The organism is Ciceribacter sichuanensis, assembly GCF_024055605.1.
GTDB lineage: Bacteria > Pseudomonadota > Alphaproteobacteria > Rhizobiales > Rhizobiaceae > Allorhizobium > Allorhizobium sichuanense.
In genome coordinates, this window is sequence record NZ_JAMXLX010000004.1 from 277104 (window position 1) to 298558 (window position 21455).

General features: G+C 62.3%; 22 protein-coding genes and 1 riboswitch. Of the genes, 11 read left to right on the forward strand and 11 right to left on the reverse strand.

The annotated features are described in order from the left end of the window. Positions 1–56: 56 nt before the first annotated feature. Positions 57–1640: a peptide chain release factor 3 gene (locus NBH21_RS14505; protein WP_250913997.1), complete on the forward strand. Its 1584-nt coding sequence runs from the start codon at positions 57–59 to the stop codon at positions 1638–1640. 31 nt (positions 1641–1671) lie between these two features. On the opposite strand, the gene NBH21_RS14510 is transcribed toward NBH21_RS14505, so the two are convergent. Beyond that, positions 1672–2346 (reverse strand): HAD-IA family hydrolase, encoded by a 675-nt coding sequence (locus NBH21_RS14510; RefSeq protein WP_250913996.1) that lies wholly within the window; start codon positions 2344–2346, stop codon positions 1672–1674. Between the two features lie 208 nt (positions 2347–2554). Further along, positions 2555–2651, forward strand: a riboswitch (TPP riboswitch). Positions 2652–2706: 55 nt separating this feature from the next. Here NBH21_RS14510 and thiM point away from each other — a divergent pair. Genes thiM through thiD form a run of 3 tightly spaced genes read left to right on the forward strand, consistent with a single transcriptional unit; the run spans position 2707 to position 4969 of the window. Then, the gene (gene thiM / locus NBH21_RS14515; RefSeq protein WP_250913995.1) at positions 2707–3510 is read left to right on the forward strand and encodes a hydroxyethylthiazole kinase; all 804 of its coding nucleotides are present in this window, start codon (positions 2707–2709) and stop codon (positions 3508–3510) included. Further along, positions 3507–4142, forward strand: coding sequence for a thiamine phosphate synthase (thiE, locus tag NBH21_RS14520; RefSeq protein WP_250913994.1), 636 nt, complete (start codon positions 3507–3509; stop codon positions 4140–4142). Before thiM ends, thiE begins: the two co-directional genes overlap by 4 nt. Further along, on the forward strand, positions 4139–4969 hold the full coding sequence (gene thiD, locus NBH21_RS14525) for a bifunctional hydroxymethylpyrimidine kinase/phosphomethylpyrimidine kinase (protein ID WP_250913993.1): 831 nt from the start codon (positions 4139–4141) through the stop codon (positions 4967–4969). Before thiE ends, thiD begins: the two co-directional genes overlap by 4 nt. Here thiD and NBH21_RS14530 read toward each other — a convergent pair. Beyond that, positions 4944–5474, reverse strand: a complete 531-nt coding sequence (locus tag NBH21_RS14530) for a flavin reductase family protein (protein WP_250913992.1) — start codon at positions 5472–5474, stop codon at positions 4944–4946. The two genes, thiD and NBH21_RS14530, sit on opposite strands and share 26 nt — an antisense overlap. A gap of 151 nt (positions 5475–5625) precedes the next feature. Beyond that, positions 5626–6537, reverse strand: a complete 912-nt coding sequence (locus NBH21_RS14535; protein ID WP_250913991.1) for a pirin family protein — start codon at positions 6535–6537, stop codon at positions 5626–5628. Positions 6538–6805: 268 nt separating this feature from the next. Here NBH21_RS14535 and NBH21_RS14540 point away from each other — a divergent pair, with 268 nt between their 5' ends. Continuing rightward, complete coding sequence (locus NBH21_RS14540) at positions 6806–7618, forward strand: class II glutamine amidotransferase (RefSeq protein WP_250913990.1); 813 nt, start codon at positions 6806–6808, stop codon at positions 7616–7618. Between the two features lie 7 nt (positions 7619–7625). Here the strand turns inward: NBH21_RS14540 and NBH21_RS14545 are convergent, their stop codons facing one another. From NBH21_RS14545 to ubiE, 4 genes are all read right to left on the reverse strand, one after another. Further along, entirely contained in the window at positions 7626–8144 is a 519-nt protein-coding gene (locus tag NBH21_RS14545) for a GNAT family N-acetyltransferase (protein ID WP_250913989.1), read from the reverse strand. Beyond that, positions 8141–9361, reverse strand: a complete 1221-nt coding sequence (gene coaBC, locus NBH21_RS14550) for a bifunctional phosphopantothenoylcysteine decarboxylase/phosphopantothenate--cysteine ligase CoaBC (RefSeq protein ID WP_250913988.1) — start codon at positions 9359–9361, stop codon at positions 8141–8143. The genes NBH21_RS14545 and coaBC overlap by 4 nt, the downstream gene beginning before the upstream one ends. Positions 9362–9442: 81 nt before the next feature. Further along, complete coding sequence (ubiB, locus tag NBH21_RS14555; RefSeq protein WP_250913987.1) at positions 9443–11017, reverse strand: 2-polyprenylphenol 6-hydroxylase; 1575 nt, start codon at positions 11015–11017, stop codon at positions 9443–9445. A gap of 5 nt (positions 11018–11022) precedes the next feature. Continuing rightward, entirely contained in the window at positions 11023–11799 is a 777-nt protein-coding gene (ubiE, locus tag NBH21_RS14560) for a bifunctional demethylmenaquinone methyltransferase/2-methoxy-6-polyprenyl-1,4-benzoquinol methylase UbiE (protein WP_250913986.1), read from the reverse strand. Positions 11800–11945: 146 nt separating this feature from the next. Here ubiE and mutM point away from each other — a divergent pair, with 146 nt between their 5' ends. The 5 genes from mutM (at position 11946) to NBH21_RS14585 (ending at position 17117) form a co-directional block, all read left to right on the forward strand. Continuing rightward, positions 11946–12836 carry a bifunctional DNA-formamidopyrimidine glycosylase/DNA-(apurinic or apyrimidinic site) lyase gene (mutM, locus tag NBH21_RS14565; protein ID WP_250913985.1) on the forward strand — a complete coding sequence of 297 codons (891 nt, stop codon included), beginning with the start codon at positions 11946–11948 and terminating at the stop codon, positions 12834–12836. A gap of 22 nt (positions 12837–12858) precedes the next feature. Then, complete coding sequence (locus NBH21_RS14570) at positions 12859–13632, forward strand: enoyl-CoA hydratase (RefSeq protein ID WP_250913984.1); 774 nt, start codon at positions 12859–12861, stop codon at positions 13630–13632. Between the two features lie 191 nt (positions 13633–13823). Continuing rightward, a complete protein-coding gene (rpsT, locus tag NBH21_RS14575; protein ID WP_099056353.1) occupies positions 13824–14090 on the forward strand; it encodes a 30S ribosomal protein S20 in 267 nt (88 codons plus the stop codon). A gap of 817 nt (positions 14091–14907) precedes the next feature. After that, positions 14908–16467 (forward strand): chromosomal replication initiator protein DnaA, encoded by a 1560-nt coding sequence (dnaA, locus tag NBH21_RS14580; RefSeq protein WP_250913983.1) that lies wholly within the window; start codon positions 14908–14910, stop codon positions 16465–16467. Positions 16468–16535: 68 nt separating this feature from the next. Further along, positions 16536–17117: a class I SAM-dependent methyltransferase gene (locus tag NBH21_RS14585; RefSeq protein ID WP_250913982.1), complete on the forward strand. Its 582-nt coding sequence runs from the start codon at positions 16536–16538 to the stop codon at positions 17115–17117. Here the strand turns inward: NBH21_RS14585 and gcvA are convergent. Continuing rightward, a complete protein-coding gene (gene gcvA, locus NBH21_RS14590) occupies positions 17096–18028 on the reverse strand; it encodes a transcriptional regulator GcvA (protein ID WP_250913981.1) in 933 nt (310 codons plus the stop codon). The genes NBH21_RS14585 and gcvA overlap by 22 nt on opposite strands. 193 nt (positions 18029–18221) lie before the next feature. Between gcvA and NBH21_RS14595 the strand changes: the two genes are divergently transcribed. Next, a complete protein-coding gene (locus tag NBH21_RS14595) occupies positions 18222–19139 on the forward strand; it encodes a DMT family transporter (RefSeq protein ID WP_250913980.1) in 918 nt (305 codons plus the stop codon). A gap of 42 nt (positions 19140–19181) precedes the next feature. Here NBH21_RS14595 and hemW read toward each other — a convergent pair whose 3' ends face one another. From hemW to NBH21_RS14610, 3 genes are read right to left on the reverse strand one after another with little or no spacing between them, the layout of a single operon-like run. Then, positions 19182–20363, reverse strand: a complete 1182-nt coding sequence (gene hemW / locus NBH21_RS14600; protein ID WP_250913979.1) for a radical SAM family heme chaperone HemW — start codon at positions 20361–20363, stop codon at positions 19182–19184. Positions 20364–20371: 8 nt separating this feature from the next. Beyond that, the gene (gene rdgB / locus NBH21_RS14605) at positions 20372–21016 is read right to left on the reverse strand and encodes an RdgB/HAM1 family non-canonical purine NTP pyrophosphatase (RefSeq protein ID WP_250913978.1); all 645 of its coding nucleotides are present in this window, start codon (positions 21014–21016) and stop codon (positions 20372–20374) included. A gap of 11 nt (positions 21017–21027) precedes the next feature. Then, positions 21028–21444 carry a VOC family protein gene (locus NBH21_RS14610; RefSeq protein ID WP_250913977.1) on the reverse strand — a complete coding sequence of 139 codons (417 nt, stop codon included), beginning with the start codon at positions 21442–21444 and terminating at the stop codon, positions 21028–21030. Positions 21445–21455 lie beyond the last annotated feature (11 nt).

A 21455-nucleotide genomic window follows, 5' to 3' on the forward strand; every position in this document is an offset into this window, starting at 1 on the left:
TTGCATTGCCGGCCTTTAGTCGCTAGATACGCGGCAATTCCACAGGATTCACACTCATGGCTGAAACGCTCGCAGAGGCGGTATCCCGCCGCCGCACTTTCGCGATCATCGCGCATCCGGACGCCGGCAAAACCACGCTTACCGAAAAGCTGCTGCTGTTCGGCGGCGCGATCCAGCTCGCCGGTGAGGTTAAGGCCAAGAAGGATCGCATCCAGACCCGTTCGGACTGGATGAAGATCGAGCGCGAGCGCGGCATCTCGGTCGTCACCTCGGTGATGACCTTCGAATATGAAGGCAATGTCTTCAACATTCTCGATACGCCCGGTCACGAGGACTTCGCCGACGATACCTATCGCACGCTGACGGCCGTCGACGCGGCCGTCATGGTCATCGATGCCGCCAAGGGTATCGAGCCGCGGACGCTGAAGCTCTTCGAAGTCTGCCGCATGCGCGACATCCCGATCATCACCTTCATCAACAAGATGGACCGCGAAAGCCGCGATCCCTTCGAGATCCTGGACGAGGTCGAGGAAAAGCTGGCGCTCGATACCGCGCCCGTCACTTGGCCGGTCGGCCGGTCCAAGACCTTCTGCGGTTCCTACAATCTCGCGGGCAACACCTATCGCGGCTCTGATACGCAGGTCGAGCCGACGCCGGTCAATGGACCGCAGGCGGTTGCAGATCATTTGCCGGAAAACGAACGCAAGGTTTTCATCGACGAGCTGGAACTTGCTCGCGAGGCCTGCCGTCCCTTCGACCGCGAGGCTTTCCTTGAGGGGCACATGACTCCGGTCTTCTTCGGCTCGGCCTTGAAGAATTTCGGTGTTCGCGACCTCATCAACGCTCTCGGCGCATTCGCGCCGCCGCCGCGCGATCAGGTGGCCGATATCCGCACCGTCCATGCGGCGGAAGACAAGATGACGGCCTTCGTCTTCAAGATCCAGGCCAACATGGACCCGAACCATCGCGACCGCATCGCCTTTGCCCGCATCTGCTCGGGTAAGCTGGAACGCGGCATGAAGGCAAGGCTCGCGCGCACCGGCAAGCAGCTCGGTCTCACCGCGCCGCAATTCTTCTTCGCCTCCCAGCGACAGCTTGCCGATACGGCCTATGCCGGTGACGTGGTCGGCATTCCTAACCACGGCACACTGCGCATCGGTGACACGCTGACCGAAGGCGAACCGCTGGTGTTCCAGGGCGTGCCGAACTTCTCGCCGGAAATCCTGCGCCGCGTGCGTCTGGAAGATGCGATGAAGGCGAAGAAGCTCAAGGAAGCCCTGCAGCAGATGGCCGAAGAGGGCGTCGTCCAGCTCTTCCAGCCGGAAGACGGTTCGCCCGCCATCGTCGGCGTCGTCGGCGCGCTGCAGCTCGACGTTTTGAAGGAACGTCTGTCGGCGGAATATGGCCTGCCGGTTTCTTTTGAAATGTCGCGCTTCTCGGTCTGCCGCTGGATCTCCGCAGAGCAGGTGGCCGATCTGGACAAGTTCATGTCGTCTCATCGCGGCGATATCTGCCGCGACCTCGACGGCGATCCGGTCTTCATGGCGCAGGACGGTTTCTCGCTGCGTTACGAGTCCGAGCGCTCTCCGGCCATCAAGATGGTTGCGATCAAGGAATATCACGTCGCCAAGGCGGCGTGATATCGGCTTAAACAATTCGTAACGGGGCTGGTCAGGCTTCCCTGACGATCCGCATCTCGCCGGCGCCGTCGAGATGCACCGTCATGCCTTCGTAGGAGGCGATCGTCGGGTGGAACGTTTCCATCCTGTGGCTGTGGGTAGCCGTGACCACCATTACATCAGCCCCTGCGGCTTCAGCAGCCTTCACGCCTGCCGTTACATCTTCGAATACGAGGCAGCGCGACGACTGCACGTCGAGATTTCGGGCTGCGAGCAGATAGCCGGCCGGGTCCGGCTTGCCGATCTTCACATCCTCTGCGGTGATGATTCTTGGCGGCTGCGGCAGGCCGGCGGCCTCGATCCGCGCCCGCGCCAGCGCGATGGGCGCAGATGTCACGATGGCCCAGCGCGACGACGGCAGCGCGTTGAGGAAATCGACTGCGCCGGGAATTGGCACGACCCCCTCGACATCCTCGATCTCGCCGCGCTCGATTTCCAGCGCTTCCGCTTCGACATCGATGCCCGGCAGGCCAAGGCCTCGGATGGTGTCGATGCCGCGCTTGCCGTGCATCGTCGGTAGGAAGGCCTCGACATCGAGCCCCTGTCGTTCGGCCCACCGGCTCCAGACTCGCTCGGCCGCTGCAATGGAATTGAGCAGCGTGCCGTCCATGTCGAAGAGAAAGCCGGCATAGCGCTTGTCGAAGACTGTCGTTCCGCTGGTGGTCAATTTCGGCTCCTCGAGGCAGGTGATCGCGATTGGCAAGGAGATAGCCGGTTTTGACTGAGGCGGCAAACGCTTGAGGTTCAAAACCGCGTGGGGGAGAGGGGCGTTCATTTCCGTTCGGCTTTCCAAAGCATGTCGCGCTGAACGCCTGTCCTGATTGAGTTTTATCCCCCGGGGTGACAGCCGGCGTGGCGCGGTCTATAACGGCATCGTTGAGAGACAGGGGCGCTCGTCGCAAGACGGGCTGAGACGCACCCTTCGAACCTGAACCAGATAATGCTGGCGGAGGGAGTCGCTCGGGACCGCTCACCCGTCTTCGTGACTGTCGCGTTCCTGCCGATTTGCCCCGCCTGAAAGGGGCAAATGAACGAGATCCAGTTTCCCGGAAACCTGCTGCGCGAGATGCGCGAGGCCGCGCCATTGGTGCAATGCATCACCAATTACGTCGCGATGAACATCGCCGCCAATGTGCTTCTGGCCGCAGGCGCATCGCCTGCCATGGTCCATGCGGAAGAGGAGGCCGGCGAATTCGCGGGCTTCGCCGGTGCGCTCACCGTCAATATCGGCACGGCCTCGCCGCAATGGATTGCCGGCATGAAGGCGGCGATCGGGGGGGCGACTGCCGCCCGCCGGCCATGGGTGCTCGACCCGGTCGCCCATTTCGCAACCGCCTATCGCCGCAGGGCGACAGCCGAGCTTCTGGCGCTCGCCCCGACGGTGATCCGCGGCAACGCCTCCGAAATCATCTCCCTTGCAGGCGGCACGAGCAGCGCGAAGGGCGTCGATAGCCGCGATCCGGTAGAGCTTGCCGAGGAAGCGGCAAATGAACTGGCCGAGCGTCAGGCATGCGTTGTTGCGGTGACCGGCGCGACCGACTTCGTCACCGATGGCCGCCATGCGGTCAGGCTTTCCGGCGGCTCAGTGCTGATGCCGAAGGTGACGGCGCTCGGTTGCTCGCTCACATGCCTGGTCGGTGCCTATGTCGCCATCCGTCCAGAAGATCCGCTTTCGGCAACCGTCGCGGCGCTCGCGCATTTTGCCGTGGCTGGTGAAAGGGCGGCTTCGGGATCGGATGGTCCGGGTTCGTTTGGCTGGCGCTTCGTCGATGCGCTAGCCGCCCTCACTCCGCAGGCTCTGGATGCCGAAGCAAGGATCGAACGGCTATGAGAAACGTCGATCTCTCCCTCTATCTCGTTCTCGACCCCGTTCTCTGCGAGCCGATCGGCATGGTGGAAACGGCACGGCTCGCCGTTGCCGGCGGCGCGACGCTGGTGCAGCTGCGCGACAAGAAGGCGACGACGCACAAGATGATCGAGACCGGCCGGGCGCTGAAGGCCGCTCTCGCCGGCTCGGGCGTGCCGCTCATCGTCAACGACGATGTCGAGGCAGCGATTGCCATCGGCGCCGACGGTGTCCATGTCGGCCAGAACGACATGCCGGTTGCCGAGGTCCGTAAGCTGATCGGGCCGGAGATGATTCTCGGTCTTTCCATCGGCAGTGTCGAACTGGCCAATGCGCTCGATCCGTCGGTTGTCGATCATGTCGGCGTCGGGCCTGTTTTCCCGACCTCGACCAAGCCCGGCCATCCCCCGGCTATCGGCTTCGAAGGACTTGCGGCAGTCACTGCGGCAAGCCCGGTGCCGGTCGTCGGCATCGGCGGGCTGAAACTCCAGCATGTCGCCGATACGCTTGCAACGGGCGCGGCCGGCCTTGCCGTCGTCTCTGCCATCTGCGGCCAGCCGGACTCCGCATCGGCGACCATGGAGCTTGCAGAGGCGATCCGGAGGGCGCGTAGATGATCCGCAATGTGCTGTCCATCGCTGGCTCAGATCCTTCGGGCGGAGCTGGCATTCAGGCTGACCTCAAGGCCTTTTCCGCCTGCGGCGTCTACGGCATGGCCGCGTTGACGGCGCTGACGGCCCAGAACACCACGGGCGTCTCTGGCGTGCATGCCGTGCCGCCGGAATTCGTGGCCGAGCAGATCCGCATGGTCTTTGCCGACGTGCGGGTCGATGCGGTCAAGATCGGCATGATCGCCAATGCCGGCATTGCCCGCGCGGTCGCCGGCGTGCTGGCGGATCATCCTGATGTGCCAGTGGTGCTCGATCCGGTGATGATTGCCAAGGGTGGTGCGGCCTTGCTCGACGTATCGGCGGTCACTGCCTTGACCGAATGCCTGTTGCCGCTGGCGACGCTACTGACCCCGAACCTGCCGGAGGCTGCGGCCCTGCTTGGCGTGGGAGAAGCCCTCGATCGAATGGCCATAGCGGAACAGGGGGCGGCTCTGCTTGCGCTTGGTCCCGCTGCCGTCCTCGTCAAGGGCGGGCATCTCGAAGGGCCGGAAAGCCCGGATGTTCTCGTCTCGAGGGAGGGAACGCACTGGTTCGAGGCGCCGCGCGTCGTAACGAAGAACACCCATGGCACGGGTTGCTCGCTATCGAGTGCAATCGCCGCCGGTCTCGCCAAGGGATTGTCTCCAGTCGAGGCCGTCGCCGCCGCGAAATCCTGGCTCGCTGGAGCGGTTGCTGCATCGGGCGAGCTTTCCGTCGGCTCCGGCCACGGGCCGGTGCATCATTTTCATGTGCTCTGGGAGGAAAGACCTACGGCATCTTGGAATCGAGCGTGATGTCCTCGCCATCGACGGCGAAGGTGCCGTAACCCTTGTGGTGAATGGTTTTCGGTGAAGGTCTGGCCGGATCGTGCCAAGCCTTCACTACTTCCAAAACGAAGAGGTTGTAGCGTTTGACGAAATCCTGATCGACGACCTTGCATTCGAGGTTGGCGAAGCATTCGGCGATAAGGGGTGCGGAAACCTTCGCCGCCGGAAGCGCCGTCAGCCCGATGTCCGCGAACTTGTCGGTGTCGCGTCCCGAGCAATTGCCGATGGCCACCACCTTCTCGGCCATGTCCGCGGAAGGAATGGCGATCACGCATTCCTCCGTCCTCGTGAGTGCGATGAAGCTGTAATCGGCGCCGCTGACGATGCACGCGGTCCGCGGCGGGGTGAATTCCATCATCATGTGCCACGACATCGTCATGACATTGGCTTTGCCGTCGTAGCTTGTGGTGAGCAGGACGACAGGACCCGGCTCGATCAGCTGATAAACCTTGGAAAGCGGGAATTCCTTCATCGCGGCACCTCTGGCGGCTCTGTGCCGGTACGGTTTGCGAGCCTCACATGAGACAGACTAGACTCTGCGTCTCAGGCTGTCGACGGCCGAAAATGCCGCAACGCCGGACACAAGGTCCGGCATTGGACATGGATGTTTTCGTGACGAGACGTTAGTGGTCGGCCTTGATGAAGGTGCCGTTCTGCAGCTCGCGCATCGCCTGCATCAGTTCTTCGCGCGTGTTCATCACGATCGGACCATGCCATGCGACCGGCTCCTTGATTGGCTTGCCGGTCACGAGCAGGAAGCGGATGCCCTCATCGCCGGCCTGCACGGTCACTTCGTCGCCGGTGTCGAAGACCACGAGCGTCCGGTTGCCCGAGAGATCGCGGATATTCAGCTCCTCTCCCTGATACTCCTTTTCGACCTTGACGCCGAAGGGCTTCGAGGCGTCGCGGAAGGTGCCGGACCCCGCGAAGATATAAGCGAAAGCCGAGCGATAGGTGTCAACAGGAATGCTCTTGCGCTTGCCCGGCGGCACGGAAATATCGAGATAGACCGGCTCCGCGGCGATCCCGTCGACCGGGCCGCTCTTGCCCCAGAAACTGCCGGAGATCACCCGGACGGACGTGCCGTCGTCATCGACCACGACGGGAATATCCGCCGACTTGATGTCCTGATAGCGCGGCGCGGTCATCTTCAGCGACGAGGGCAGGTTGGCCCAGAGCTGGAAGCCGTGCATTTTGCCGGCGAAATCGCCCTTCGGCATTTCCTGGTGCATGATGCCGCTGCCGGCAGTCATCCACTGCAGGTCGCCTGCGCCGAGCAGGCCCTGGTTGCCGAGGCTATCGCCATGCTCGACGGTGCCGGCGAGCACATAGGTGATCGTCTCGATGCCGCGATGCGGATGCCAGGGGAAGCCGCGGATATAATCCGACGGATTGTCGTTCCTGAAATCGTCCATCATCAGGAAGGGGTCGGTCATCGACGGGTCGCCGAAACCGAAGACGCGATGCAGCTTCACGCCGGCGCCTTCCATGGTGGGCGTGGCGCGGCTCTCATGCTTGACGGGGCGAATGGACATTGTTCCTGCTCCTTTGGGGCGCGTTTCTCACTTGGCGTCCAATATAGTCGAACCTTGGCTGCTCCGAAGAGGTGCGGCGGGAACGCAGTGTTCACAAAACGAAATGCCGCAGTGCAAAAAGTGATTGCCGACGCTGTCAGAATTCTGTCATCAATAATGCAGGTGTTTATACTTCGCTAACTATTCAAGCGAAAACTGATGGGATCGATATGCCCGTCTTTTCGCAACGGCAACCGCTCTGGCCGGCGGTCCATGGAGTACAGGAAGAATGTGTCGCTGGGCAGCCTACCGCGGAGAATCCATCTATCTTGAAGAGCTGGTCACCTCTCCCGCCCACTCCCTGATCGAACAGTCCCATTGCGCCACGCGCGCCAAGACGGCGACCAATGCCGATGGTTTTGGCCTTGCCTGGTATGGCGACCGGCCCGAGCCGGGCCGCTTCCGCGACGTGTTGCCCGCATGGTCCGACTGTAACCTGAAGAGCCTCGCCCGCCAGATCCGCTCGCCGCTGTTCCTCGCCCATGTGCGGGCGGCGACCCATGGCGCAACCCGCCGCGACAACTGCCATCCCTTCGTCAACGGCAACTGGACGTTCATGCATAACGGCCAGATCGACCATTTCGACCGGCTGCGGCGTCCCATGGAAACCATGCTCGACGACGAGCATTTCCACGCTCGCGCCGGAACCACCGATTCCGAACTTCTGTTCCTGCTCGCCCTGCAATTCGGTCTGCGGGAACGTCCGCTGGCGGCAATGGCGGAGGCGGTGGGTTTCGTCGAGCATATGAGCCGGCATCTGACGGGAGCCGCTAGAGTGCGCTTTACCGCCGCCTTTTCCGATGGCCGTACACTCTACGCGGTGCGCTATGCGACGGATGCCCAGGCGCCGACCCTCTATGCGGCGCCCATGGGTGGCAAGGGTGGTTATTGCCTCGTTTCGGAACCGCTGAACGACGAAACCGACACCTGGGTCGAAATCCCCGACGGTAGCGCCGTGATTTTGAGCGAGGACGGGCTCGACGCCGTGGCGTTCGAGCCTGACATGGCCACAATCGACGTCAACACGCAGGCCGCCGAGTAAGCGCCTGTTATCGGATCGCCCGTTCCATCGCGCATCGCCGCTCGCGCGGCATCCCAAGCGTCGCCTCGTCATCGAGATGGCCGCGCAGATAGGCGTCGAGATTGACGTCTTCGATCATCGAAAAGCCTATTCGTGCATAGAATGGTGCGTTCCAGGGCACATCGCGGAAGGTGGTGAGCGTGACCCGGGCGAGTTGCTTCTCTCGTGCAAAGGCCGTTGCCGTTTCGATGAGGCCGGTGCCGATCCCCTGGCGGTGATGCGCTGGCAGGACGGAAAGCTCGAGGATATGAAGCGTGTCAGGCGTGGCTTCTGCACTGAGAAAGCCGAGGATCTCACCGTCCGCGCCCTCTGCGACCCAGGTCGTGCCCTCCGGAATGCGGGCGCGATGAAGGTCTTCCGGAATATTGCCGGCATCAGCCAGCCAGCCGAGTTCGGGCATTGTCCGAAAGAGTTCGCTTGCTGCCTGCTCGACATCCGGCAGCTTCGCCGCGTCGCAAACATGCGCCGGACGCAGGCTGTATGTCACGACCCCGCTCCCTCGGTGAGCTTTTCGGCGATCAATGCTGCCAGACGGTCGGCCACCTCGTCCTTGGCGAGGTCCGGCCAGACGTCGATGCCGGTCGAGGAAATGACCTTAACGCTGTTGCGCGTGCCGCCCATGATGCCGGTTTCGGCGGAAACGTCATTGGCGACGATCAGGTCGGCGCCCTTCCTCTCAAGCTTGATGCGGCCGTTTTGCTCGACATCCTGGGTCTCGGCCGCAAAGCCGACCACGATTTTCGGCCGCCTCTCATGGTGGCCCACGGTCTTCAATATGTCGGGGTTTTCGATCAATTGCAGGGGGGCGGGGCCTTCTCCCTGCTTCTTCTTGATCTTCTGGTCGGCCGATGTCGCCACGCGCCAGTCGGCAACGGCGGCGACCATGACGGCGATATCGGCGGGCAGATGCGAGATCACCGCATCCAGCATCTCTTCCGCCCGCTCAACGTGAAGCGTCGTGACGCCGGCCGGGTCGGGGATCGTCACAGGACCGGAAACGAGCGTGACCTCGGCGCCGAGTTTCGCCAGTGCGGCCGCGATCGCGTGGCCCTGCCGTCCCGAGGAACGGTTGGCGATGTAGCGTACCGGATCGATCGGCTCATGCGTCGGTCCCGACGTCACGATGGCCTTTCGGCCGGCTAGAGGCTTGGGGCCGGCATCGAACAGCGCCTCGACGGCTGCGACGATGTCGAGCGGTTCCGCCATGCGGCCAAGCCCGCTCTCGCCGCTTTCCGCCATTTCCCCGGCCAGCGGACCGATGAAGCCGACGCCGTCGCCGCGAAGCGTCGCGACGTTGCGGCGGGTCGCGGCATTCGCCCACATCTTCGGATTCATGGCCGGTGCCAGGAGGATCGGCCGCTCTGTTGCAAGCAGCACCGCGGAGGCGAGATCGTTGGCAAGCCCGTTCGCCATCTTCGCCATCAGGTCGGCGCTGGCGGGGGCGACGACGATCAGGTCGCAATCGCGCGCCAGCCGGATGTGGCCGACATCCTGCTCATCCTCGCGGGAAAATAGATCGGTATAGACATGGCTTGCCGAAAGCGCGCCGACGGCAAGCGGCGTCACGAATTGCTGGGCGGCCTCCGTCATCACGGGCCGAACCGATGCTCCCCGCTCCCTGAGACGGCGGATCAGGTCGAGGCTCTTGTAGGCGGCTATGCCGCCGGAGATGACGAGAAGGATGCGTTTCCCGGTTAAGCTCATGAAATGCCTCGACTGCCGGCCGTGTTTCCGGCGAACCTAGATCATCGCCCGACGTTTTGGAAGCAGCGACGGCAGGCGTCGTCAACCGATCTGGATGGCGATGGCGACGAGCGCGATGGCGATGATCCAGAGCGCCAGCCTGCCAAGACGGCTGTGACGTGCTTCGGCCTTGCCGATGGCTTCGGCGGTCGCTTTGTCGAAGCGCAGGCCGTGTTCGCTCATCTGCATGACTTCACTGTGGAATTTCTCCGTCTTCGCGGCGATTTCCGGAAGCGCCTCGGCAAGCCGGAAGGCGGCCTTCATGCCGTCCTTGAGATCGGTCGCGATACGCTTCGGGCCGAGATTGTCGCGGATCCAGCCTGAGACGACCGGATCGGAAGCCTTCCACATGTTGAACTGTGGATTGAGGATGCGCGATACGCCCTCGACCACTACCATCGTCTTTTGCAGCATGACGAGCTCGGGACGGGTCTCCATGTCGAAGAGCTCAGTCACCTCGAAGAGCAGCGTCAAAAGCTTGGCCATGGAGATGGTTTCGGCCGGTTGGCCATGGATCGGCTCGCCGATGGCGCGGATCGCCTGCGCAAAGCTCGCCATATCGTGGTGGGAAGGTACGTAGCCGGCTTCGAAATGCACTTCCGCGACGCGCATATAGTCGCGGGTGATGAAGCCATAGAGGATTTCGGCTAGGAAGCGCCGTTCCTTCTTGCCCAGCCGGCCGGCGATGCCCATGTCGACCGCGACGATGGTGCCATCGGGCGCGACGAAGAGATTGCCGGGATGCATGTCGGCATGGAAGAAGCCGTCCCTAAGCGTATGGCGCAGGAAGGACTGGATCAGCGTATCGGCCAGATGGTTGAGATCGTGCCCGGCGGCCCTCAGCGCTTCGACATCCGACATCTTGATGCCGTCGATCCATTCCATCGTCACGACATCGCGGCCGGTGCGTTCCCAGTCGACTTCGGGTACGCGGAAGCCGGGATCATCGCGGGTGTTTTCCGCAATCTCGGAAAGGGCCGCAGCTTCAAGCCTGAGGTCCATCTCGACCTTGGTCGTCTGTTCCAGCGTCTTCGTGACCTCGACGGGCCTCAGACGGCGCGTAAGCGGCAGGAAACGCTCTTGAAGATGAGCGACGAGGTACATGGCCTCCAGATCGGCGGCGAAACGCTTGCGCACGCCTGGCCGGATCACCTTGACGGCGACCTTCTTGCGGCCGTTCGGCGTCTCGATTTCGGCGGGATGCACCTGGGCGATGGATGCCGCGGCGATCGGTTCGTTAAAGGTGACGTAGAGATCGTCGACCGTGCGTCCGAGCGATTCCCGGATAGAGGTCCTGGCCTCCTCCGTCGGGAAGAAGGCCATACGGTCCTGCAGGCCGGAGAGGTCTTCGGCAAAATCCGCGCCGACCACGTCCGGTCTGGTGGCAAAAAACTGGCCGATCTTCACGTAGGAGGGGCCGAGCCGTTCGACGGCGCGGGCCAGCCGGTCGGAGCGCTCTTCCTGTCTCGCCCGCTTGCGTGTGAGGAGGCTTGCTGCCGATTTGGCAACGCCCACCATGGCAGGAAGCCCATCTGAGGGAAGGGCGGAGACCACGCCTTCCCTGACCAGCACCCAGCCCACCCGCGCGAGGCGGAAATATGCTCCGATGGTGCTCATGAAGATCAGATTTTCCAGCCGGAATGCAGCGCGGCGATACCGCCGGTATAGTTGGTGAAGGTGACGCGCGAGAAGCCGGCCTTCGAGATCATCGCTGCGAAATCGCGCTGGTTGGGGAACTTGCGGATCGATTCCACCAGATACTGGTAGGGCTCGGCGTCGCCGGTGATCATCTGGCCGAAGCGCGGGATCGCCTTGAACGACCACTCTTCATAGACCCGGTCGAGAAGCGGCATGTCCACTTCGGAAAATTCCAGCACCAGCAGCCGGCCGCCGCGCTTCAGAACGCGATAGGCTTCCTTCAGCGCTACGTCGATATGGGGAACGTTGCGGATGCCGAAGGCGATCGTATAGGCGTCGAAGCTGTTGTCCTCGAAAGGCAGGCTTTCGGCATTCGCCTCGACGAAGGTCAGGTTCTCGGAGAGCCCCTTCTTGGCCGCCCGCTCGGCACCCACGCCGAGCATGGAGCCATTGATATCGAGCACCGTGACATGGGCAAGCCGGCCGGAGGCCTCGACGATGCGGAAGGCGATGTCGCCGGTGCCGCCGGCAACGTCCAGAGACCGGTAGGTCGGGTCCTTGCGCGGATTGACGGCAGCAACCATCGCATCTTTCCAGACCCGATGCAGGCCAGCGGACATCACGTCGTTCATGATGTCGTAGCGCTTGGCGACCTTGTGAAAGACGTCGTTGACCAGACCCTGCTTTTCGCCATCCGCGACCTCGCGGAAGCCGTAGGAGGTTTCCATGCCGCCTTCGGCGGAAGTCCGACTCTCGGCCATCAATTCACTCCATCTCATTCTTGGTCGAAAAGACCATAGCGAAAACGCCGCAGGCGCGCTATCTCCGGGCCTGCTATCGGCGGCGGAGCCTTTGCGCTGGTCTATAGACCGTTAAGGCCGCCGTTCAAACAGAAAGATGGGTCTCAATGCCGGAATTGCCAGAGGTCGAAACGGTCAGGCGGGGATTGTCACCAACCATGGAAGGCGCCGTCATCCGCCAGTTGGAGCTGCGCCGGCCCGACCTGCGCTTTCCCCTGCCGCGGGATTTTGCCGCACGCCTCGCAGGCCGGCGGATCATTGCGCTGTCGCGCCGCGCCAAGTACCTCCTGATCGATCTCGACGACGGTGCGACCGTGATTGCCCACCTCGGCATGTCGGGTTCGTTCCGCATCGAGGCCGGGGAGACCGGCGCCATGCCCGGAGATTTCCATCATCCGCGCTCCAAGGACGAGAAACACGATCACGTGATCTTTCATCTGGACGGGGCGGATGGCGGCTCCCGAGTCATTTACAATGACCCGCGCCGTTTCGGCTTCATGGACCTGACCACGCGCAACGAACTGGATATCTATCCGGCCTTTCGTGATCTCGGGCCGGAGCCGGTCGGAAACGCGCTTTCGGCGGACTACCTCGCCGGCCGCTTTGCCGGCAAGCAGCAGCCGCTGAAGAGCGCGCTGCTCGACCAGAAGGTGATCGCAGGCCTCGGCAATATATATGTCTGCGAAGCGCTGTGGCGGTCGCATCTTTCGCCTGAACGCGCAGCCGCCACGCTGGTGACGCCCACGGGCCGGCCGAAGCAGCAATTGCTGGTGCTGACGGAGGCGATCCGCGCCGTCATCGCCGATGCCATCGCCGCCGGCGGCTCCTCGCTGCGGGATCATATCCAGACGGACGGAACCCTCGGTTATTTCCAGCACAGTTTCAGCGTCTACGACCGGGAGGGTTCATCCTGCCGGACGCCGGACTGCAGCGGTACCGTCGAGCGTATCACGCAGGCGGGACGGTCGAGTTTCTATTGCCGTGTCTGCCAGAAATGAGGAAACAAGGGAGAGAATGTCGATGAGTTACGAGACGATACTGCTGGAAACCCGCGGTCGGGTTGCGCTGATCACGCTCAACCGCCCGCAGGCGCTCAATGCGCTGAACTCGACCGTGATGAACGAACTGCGCCAGGCGCTGGCGGCGATCCAGGCCGACAATGCCATCGGTGCCGTGGTGCTGACCGGCTCGGAAAAGGCCTTCGCCGCAGGCGCTGACATCAAGGAAATGCAGGGGCTCGATTTCGTCGATGCCTATCTCGGTGACTTCATCAGCGGCTGGGATGACATTGCGGGCTTCCGCAAGCCGTTGATCGCGGCCGTCTCCGGCTTTGCGCTCGGCGGTGGCTGCGAACTCGCCATGATGTGCGACTTTATCATCGCATCGAAGACGGCGAAGTTCGGTCAGCCGGAAATCACGCTGGGCGTTATTCCCGGCATGGGCGGAACCCAGCGCCTGACGCGGGCCATCGGCAAGGCGAAGGCCATGGATCTCTGCCTGACCGGTCGCATGATGGACGCGCATGAGGCTGAAGTCGCGGGGCTCGTTGCCCGCGTGGTGGAATATGAAAGGCTGGTCGAGGAGGCGGTCGCCGCCGCCGAGAAGATCGCGGGCTTTTCCCAGCCGGCCGTCCGCATGGCGAAGGAAGCCGTCAACCGGGCCTTCGAGCAGACGCTGGGCGAGGGGCTGCGCTTCGAACGGCGCCTGTTCCACTCTCTCTTTGCAACGCAAGACCAGAAGGAAGGCATGGCCGCTTTCGTGGAGAAGCGGAAGGCGGACTTCCGGAACCGCTGACGGATCGGGCGGGAAGGCGATTTCGTTGAAATTGCGCGTTGACGGAACCCCGCTTTCCCGCTATATGCCCGCCCACGGTTGGAAAAGTCGCTGGCTTTTCCGAAATGAGCTCCCCAATAGCTGAATTGGCAGGTCGCAACGACCCGACGCGGCGTTGGAGGAGATAGGTTTGAATTCGAAGAGAGGCATCCATGGCCAATACAACTTCGGCGAAGAAGGCGACCCGCAAGATCGCTCGCCGCACTGCAGTCAACAAGGCTCGCCGCTCGCGGGTACGTGGTTTCATTCGCAAGGTTGAAGAAGCAATCGCCTCCGGCGATGCAACGCTCGCCAAGGACGCACTGAAGGCTGCTCAGCCGGAACTGCAGCGCGCAGCCACCAAGGGCGTCGTTCACGCCAACACCGCTTCGCGCAAGATCTCGCGTCTTGCCCAGCGCGTGAAGGCTCTGTCCGCCTAATTCCAGACGCAATTTTGACATTTTGAAAAAGCCTGGCTGGAAAGCCGGGCTTTTTCTGCTGTCCGGCTAACTATCTCCTCCGGTTGTATCGTTTGACGATTGCATGTCACTGAGGTGACATAAAAAATCGTTTAATTTCAAATGGTTATCGGAGGATCTTTGCGAGGGGAGCGCTTTACTTAAGGGCAGGCGGCCCCGCTTTCGAGTCAAGGAATTTTTATTTTCGGGTTGTTTTTTTGTGGCGTAACTTCGGCCATTTCGGAATCCCGTTGATTCAAAAGCGATTCTTTTCATGCGGAAATGTGACGCTCAAATCGAGACCTAGGAGTCAATGCCCGGCTCTTAATTTTGCGTAAAATTCACTGTTGATCTTGGCTTTTGATCCTGCCTTAATGCTCTCCAACAGGGCGCGCGGAGCCAGTCTCCTGAGCAGTCTTAGCCGGCAAAGCTGGCGGTCGAGACACTCACCGTTCCCTGGGCGGAATCCCGGTATTCCGTTTTTTCAGACAGTGTCGATTTTACGCCGGGAGCCCATGGTTTCCGTGCCGGAGTGGTTTTGTCTTGTGTGCCGGCCGTTCAGGCCGGCGATAGTGCGAAGAAGGAGCATACGGCAGCCGCCGGGGTTCATGTCGAGGATGAACGACCGGAGGCTCGTGGTGCATGGCGGATGACCCAGTGGCTGGGGTGGTCGTGCACGACAATGGGGGCGCCGGATCCATCGCATGATGCGATGTGATCTGTGGCGCGGGGCTGAGGCAGTTGCCGGGCGCGTTACAAAGACGCCCGGCGCAAATGATAAGTTTTGGAAGGCGGCAAAATGCAAATGAATACTGTGACGGCCGGTGCGGTGGTAAACGGGGACCACGCACACACGGCGGTAGGCGCCGTGCGCTCTGAAGGAGCAGGAGAAAATACTGAAATGAAGCGTGATGTCCTGTTTGAGCGGTTCAGCCAGCGGCTGAAGGCTCAGGTCGGTCCGGACGTCTATGCGAGCTGGTTCGGTCGGCTCAAGCTTCATTCGGCATCGAAGAGCGAAATTCGCCTCACGGTTCCGACCACGTTCTTGAAGTCCTGGATCAACAATCGCTATCTCGATCTGATCACCAGCATCTTCCGGCAGGAAGATCCGGCGATCCTGAAGGTCGAGATCCTCGTGCGCAGCGCAAGCCGTAACACCACGCGCAGCCCCACTGTCGAAGATCGCGCTCCCGCCGTGGATGCTGCTCCGGCTGCACCGGCGCGCAAGTCTTTGGCCCAGCCTGTCGGCCAGATCGCTCCCGTATCCGGCAATGCCGCCGCTGCACGCGTTGCGACGAATGGCCCGCTCTTCGGTTCGCCACTCGATTCTCGCTATACCTTTGATGGCTTCATCGAAGGCGCTTCGAACCGTGTTGCCCTTGCCGCGGCAAAGACGATTGCCGAAGCCGGTGCCGGCGCCGTTCGCTTCAATCCGCTCTTCATTCACTCTTCCGTCGGCCTCGGCAAGACGCACCTCCTGCAGGCCATTGCCAATGCGGCGATCCAGAGCCCGCGCGCGCCTCGCGTGGTCTACCTGACGGCTGAATACTTCATGTGGCGTTTCGCCACCGCGATCCGCGACAACGACGCACTGACGCTCAAGGACTCGCTGCGGGCGATCGACCTCCTGATCATCGATGACATGCAGTTCCTGCAGGGCAAGATGATCCAGCACGAGTTCTGCCATCTCCTCAACATGCTGCTCGACAGCGCCAAGCAGGTCGTGGTCGCTGCCGACCGTGCGCCGTGGGAGCTGGAATCGCTGGATCCCCGCGTCCGGTCCCGCCTTCAGGGTGGTGTGGCAATCGAAATGGAGGCGCCTGACTACGACATGCGCCTCGAGATGCTGAAGACCCGCCTGGACGCCGCCAAGAAGGACGACTCGTCCCTGGATATTCCGCAGGAGATCCTGTCACACGTCGCCCGCAACGTTGCGAGCAGCGGCCGCGATCTGGAAGGTGCCTTCAACCAGCTGATTTTCCGACGCTCCTTCGAGCCCAATCTGTCGGTTGAACGTGTCGATGAACTGCTGGCCCATCTGGTCGGTGCGTCCGAGCAGAAGCGCGTCCGTATCGAGGATATCCAGCGTATCGTCGCGCGCCACTACAATGTCTCGCGTCAGGAGCTTGTCTCCAACCGTCGCACCCGCGTCATCGTCAAGCCGCGCCAGATCGCGATGTATCTGTCGAAGACGCTGACCCCGCGTTCCTTCCCGGAAATCGGCCGACGCTTTGGCGGCCGTGACCACACCACCGTGCTTCACGCCGTGCGCAAGATCGAGGAACTGGTCTCCGAGGACACGAAGCTTAGCCACGAGATCGAACTTCTCAAGCGGCTGATCAACGAAAATAACGCCTGATGAGACTGGGCCGGTAGCGATACCGGCCTTTTCTTTTGGGTAATGCGAACCTGACGGCGAGCCCCTCCATGGATCGAGCAATCCCCTTCTACGATGAAAATGCCGAGACCTATGCCGGTCGGTCGCGAACGCTTGCGGTCGACCGTATCGAGGCCTTCGCTGGGCGGGTCATGGCAGGCGGCGCTGTCCTTGAGCTCGGCTGCGGAGCTGGCGAGGATAGCGAGTGGCTGACCGCAAAAGGTTTCGTCGTTACGCCGACGGACGGTTCGTCTGGCATGGCCGCAGAAGCGGAAAAGCGGCTCGGCCGTCCCGTTCGCGTGATGCGTTTCGATGAGCTTGCCGAGGAGAATGTCTACGACGGTGTCTGGGCAAGCGCCTGCCTGCTGCATGTACCCCGGGCCGATCTTTCCGATGTGCTGGCGCGCATTCGTCGCGCGCTAAGGCCGGGCGGGATTTTCTATGCGAGTTACAAGGCAGGCGACGCGGAAGGTTCCGACCGTTTCGGTCGATACTACAACCGACCTTCGTCCGACTGGCTTTCCGCGACCTATCGCACTGCCGGTTGGCAGGAGCTTTCGATCGAGCATGCTAAGGGTGGCGGTTATGACGGCGAGCCGACCGAATGGCTTCATGTGACCGCGACAGCGTGAGAGCCTGTTTCGGCGGGATCCTCCGCCTTCCTGCTTTCTTCGACCAGCCATTGCCGGACGGTTGCGACGGCTGATCGCTCAAGTGCCAGCGACGGATAGACGAGATAATAGGCGAAACGGCTGCGGATGGCGGTGCTGAAGGGGCTGACGAGCCGCCCTTGTTTCAGATCATGTTCGACAAAACCCCGCCGCAGCAGGGCAAGGCCGAGGCCGGCCCGCGCCGCTTCCAGCGCACCGTTGCTGTCGGGAGCGATCACCGGCCCCTTGCGCCAGTCGATATCCGTCGCACCGGCGGCTTCGAGCCACAGCCGCCAATCGTTGCGATCGACATCATGGATCAGCATCTGCGCCCTCAATCGTGATGGCGCGGGGTCCGGGCCGAGAGTGGCGGCAAGTGTCGGCGAGCAGACCGCAATCAGGCCGTCGGCGATCAGCCTTTCGCTCGCAAGTCCCGGATAGGCGCCGAGCCCGTGCCGCACGGCGAGATCGACGCCGTCCTTCTGGAAATCGACGAGCCTTCCCGTCGTGCCGATCCGAAGATCGATATCCGGAAACGCCGTCTGGAATTCCTCCAGGCGCGGCATCAGCCATTGGATCGCAAAACCCGTGGTGCAGCTCAACGTCACGACGTCAGGCTGAAGCCTCCGTCTGATTGCGCCAGTTGCCTCGCGCATCAGCCGGAAGGCGATCCTGAGCGTCGAGAAGTAATCGGCACCAGCCTCAGTCAGCGAAAGCCGTCGCGGATGCCGTTCAAAAAGCGCAAGGCCGAGCGTCGTTTCCAGCTCCCGCACCTGCAGGCTGACAGCGCCCGGTGTCACATGCAGCTCTTCCGCGGCAAGTGTCATGCTCAGATGCCGCGCCGTGGCTTCGAACGCGCGAAGGCCGGAAAGGGAAGGGAGCGTTTCGTTCATGATTTAGAAAAACTCGCTCATAGGTCGAGATCGTCTCGTTTGTCATCGGTATAGGCAAGAAATAACAGATCTATACAGGCCACGTAATGGTCGTTCGAAAAGTTATTACGATTATAAATCGATGTCTTGAAGACTGAAAGGTCACGGAAGAGTTTCGCCCTGACTCGGTCTTCGGTCTTGAGGGAGGTGCGGAATGGCGCAGAAGGAAATGGCGAAAAGCGAATGGCTGATGCTTGGGGCGCTGTCGCTGCTGTGGGGCGGTTCCTTCCTCTTCAATGGTATTCTGGTGAAGGCTTGGCCCCCTGTCACCATCGTCACCGCGCGTGTCGGTCTCGCCGCGATCGCTCTCTGGATCATCGTGCGCCTTGCCGGCCTCGCTATACCAAGAAGCCGGGAAGCCTGGCTCGCCTTTCTCGGCATGGGCATCCTCAACAATGTCATCCCCTTCACCCTGATCGTCTGGGGCCAGACCCATATCGCCAGCGGCCTTGCGGCGATCCTCAACGCCACGACACCGCTGTTTGGCGTTCTGGTGGCGCACGCCCTGACGCCCGACGAGAAGCTGACGGCCAACAAGGTCGCCGGTCTGCTGATCGGCATTGGTGGTGTCGCGGTGATGATGGGGCCGTCCGTGCTGGGGCATGTCGGCAATGACGTCTGGGGCGAGCTTGCGGTTCTCGGCGCAGCCTTGAGCTATGCCTTCGCAGGCGTGTTCGGCCGCAGGTTCAAGCGCATGGGCATGCCGCCACTGTTGCCGGCGGCGGGGCAGGTGACGATGTCGGCGTTCCTGCTGCTGCCCGTCGCCCTCATCGTCGACAGGCCATTCAGTCTGCCTGCCCCCGGTGCCGAAGCCATCGCCGCCCTGCTCGGGCTTGCGCTTCTGTCTACGGCCTTTGCGTATGTTCTGTTCTTCCGCATTCTCGCAACGGCCGGCGTGACGAACCTGATGCTAGTGACGATCCTGATCCCGCCAAGCGCCGTGGTGTTAAGCGCTCTCGTGCTGGGCGAACAGCTCGAGCTTCGCCATGGTCTCGGCATGGTGCTGATCGCGCTGGGGCTGGTGTCGATCGACGGACGTCTCTGGCGTCGTTTCATCGCCCGCGGAGCCTGAGCCACTCGATTGGCGTTGATTGCGATGGTGGTCCGAAACGCTTTAGCAGGCGAGATCGGCCACCACTGCATCCAACACCAGCATGCCGGATGGCGTGCAGCGCAGGCGCGAATTGCCGAGGCGCTCTATGAAACCGTGTTCCAGTAAAAACTGTTCCTTTTCCGGATCGGGATCGCGGCCGGAAAGCTGCTGCCAGCGTGCAAGGTCAACGCCTTCGCGCAGCCTCAACCCCATCAGCAGCAGTTCGTCGGCCTGTTCATCGAGGTCGAGGATCTCCTGATCCACCATGCCGTGACCTCTTTCCTCGACGGCGGCAAGCCAGGCTTCCGGAACGCGTTCAGTAGCGGTGGCGATCTTGTCGCGCCCGCGCGTCAGGCGCCCATGGGCGCCGGGGCCGATGCCGGCATAGTCGCCATAACGCCAGTAGGTCAGGTTGTGACGGCTTTCCGCGCCCGGCCGAGCATGGTTGGAAACCTCGTAGGCCGGCAGGCCCTCACGCGCCGTGATTTCCTGTGTGGCTTCATAGAGAACGGCGGATTGCTCTTCATCCAATGTGATGAGCTTGCCGGCCTTGTAAAGGCCGTAGAAGGCGGTGCCTTCCTCGATGGTCAACTGGTAGAGCGACAGGTGGTCGACGGCGTAGGAGATAGCCTCGCGCAACTCCTTTTCCCACGCCTCGACGGTCTGGCCCGGTCGCGCATAGATCAGGTCGAACGACATGCGCGGAAAGATCTCGCGGGCAAGTCGGACTGCCTTCAGCGCATCCGCAACGTCATGCAGTCGTCCCAGGAACTTCAGATCGGGATCGTTGAGCGCCTGCACCCCGAGCGAGACACGGTTGACGCCCGCTGAGCGGTAACCCCGGAACCGCGTCGCCTCCACGCTGGAGGGGTTGGCCTCCATGGTGATCTCGATGCCGTCTGGTACGTGCCAGTGGCGCGCGATGCCGTTCAGTATGGCATCAACTGTCTCCGGCGCCATCAGGGAAGGCGTGCCGCCGCCGAGGAAGATGCTGGTGACCGTCTTCGGGCCGCTGAGGCGCCGCATTTCCTGCATTTCACGCAGGAAGGCTGAAACGAAACGCGGTTGGTCGACCGGCTGGTGGCGGACATGGCTGTTGAAATCGCAGTAGGGACATTTGGCCGCGCAGAACGGCCAATGCACATAGACGCCAAAGCCCGGTTCACCGGTATCGGGAAGGAGGATCGGCGTCGCTTCGGCCATCGGCGGGATCAAGCCTCCAGGCAGGTTTCGACGAAGAGCTTGAAGGCGCGCGCGCGGTGCGACAGCGCTTCCGCATCGCCGGGCTTCCAGCCGTGTTTTTCCTGGGCGGTCATTTCGCCAAAGGTGGTGTCATAGCCTTCCGGCTGGAACACCGGATCGTAGCCGAAGCCGGCAGTGCCGCGCGGCGGCCAGGCGATCGTGCCTTCGACCTCGCCGCGGAAGAATTCCGTATGTCCGTCCGGCCAGGCGAGGCAGAGCACGCTGACGAAACGGCCGGTGCGCTGCTCCGGGCTTGCTGCACCGCGTTCGGCAAGCGCCTTTTCGACCTTCTCCATCGCCATGGCGAAGTCGCGGCTGCCGTCCTCACGCTCGGCCCAATTGGCCGTATAGACGCCAGGCGCGCCGTCCAGCGCGTCGATCACCAGACCGGAATCGTCGGAAAGTGCAGGCATGCCGGCGGCCTTGGCCGAGGCCAGCGCCTTGATCGCGGCGTTTTCCTCGAACGTCGTGCCGGTTTCATCCGGTTCCTCGAACTTCAGCTCGGCCGCCGACTTGGCGGAAAAGCCGAAGGGACCGATCAGATCGGCGATCTCGGCGATCTTGCCGGCATTGTGACTGGCGACGACGATGGTGCGGGTGTCGAGCTTGCGCATTTACAAAAATCCTATTCGATATCCCAGAGCCGAGGTTCGGCGCATTCGAGACTGTTGCCCGCCGGATCGCGGAAGTAGATCGAGCGAGCGCCGTTGGGCCAGCGGAAATCCGCTTCGATTGCGATTCCCGCGGTAACAAGGCGATCCGCGATACGGTCGAGGTTTTCGCCCGATACGCGGAAACAGGCATGTCCCGGACCGCTGGTTCCATGGTTCGGAACCGGCAAGGCTCCCGCGGCGACCGGCTTGATCGTTTCCGCCGGGTTGAAGATCAGCAGGATCCCCTTGCCGCAGCGGTAGAAGATGTGACGGTCGCCCTGCCGCTTGATCTTTTCAAGCCCGAGAACATCTCCATAGAAGGCCTCGGCGGCATCGAGGTCGGATGCATAGAGAGCAGTCTCGAGAATGCCTTCCAGTGCGTCGCTCACCCTTCTCTCCG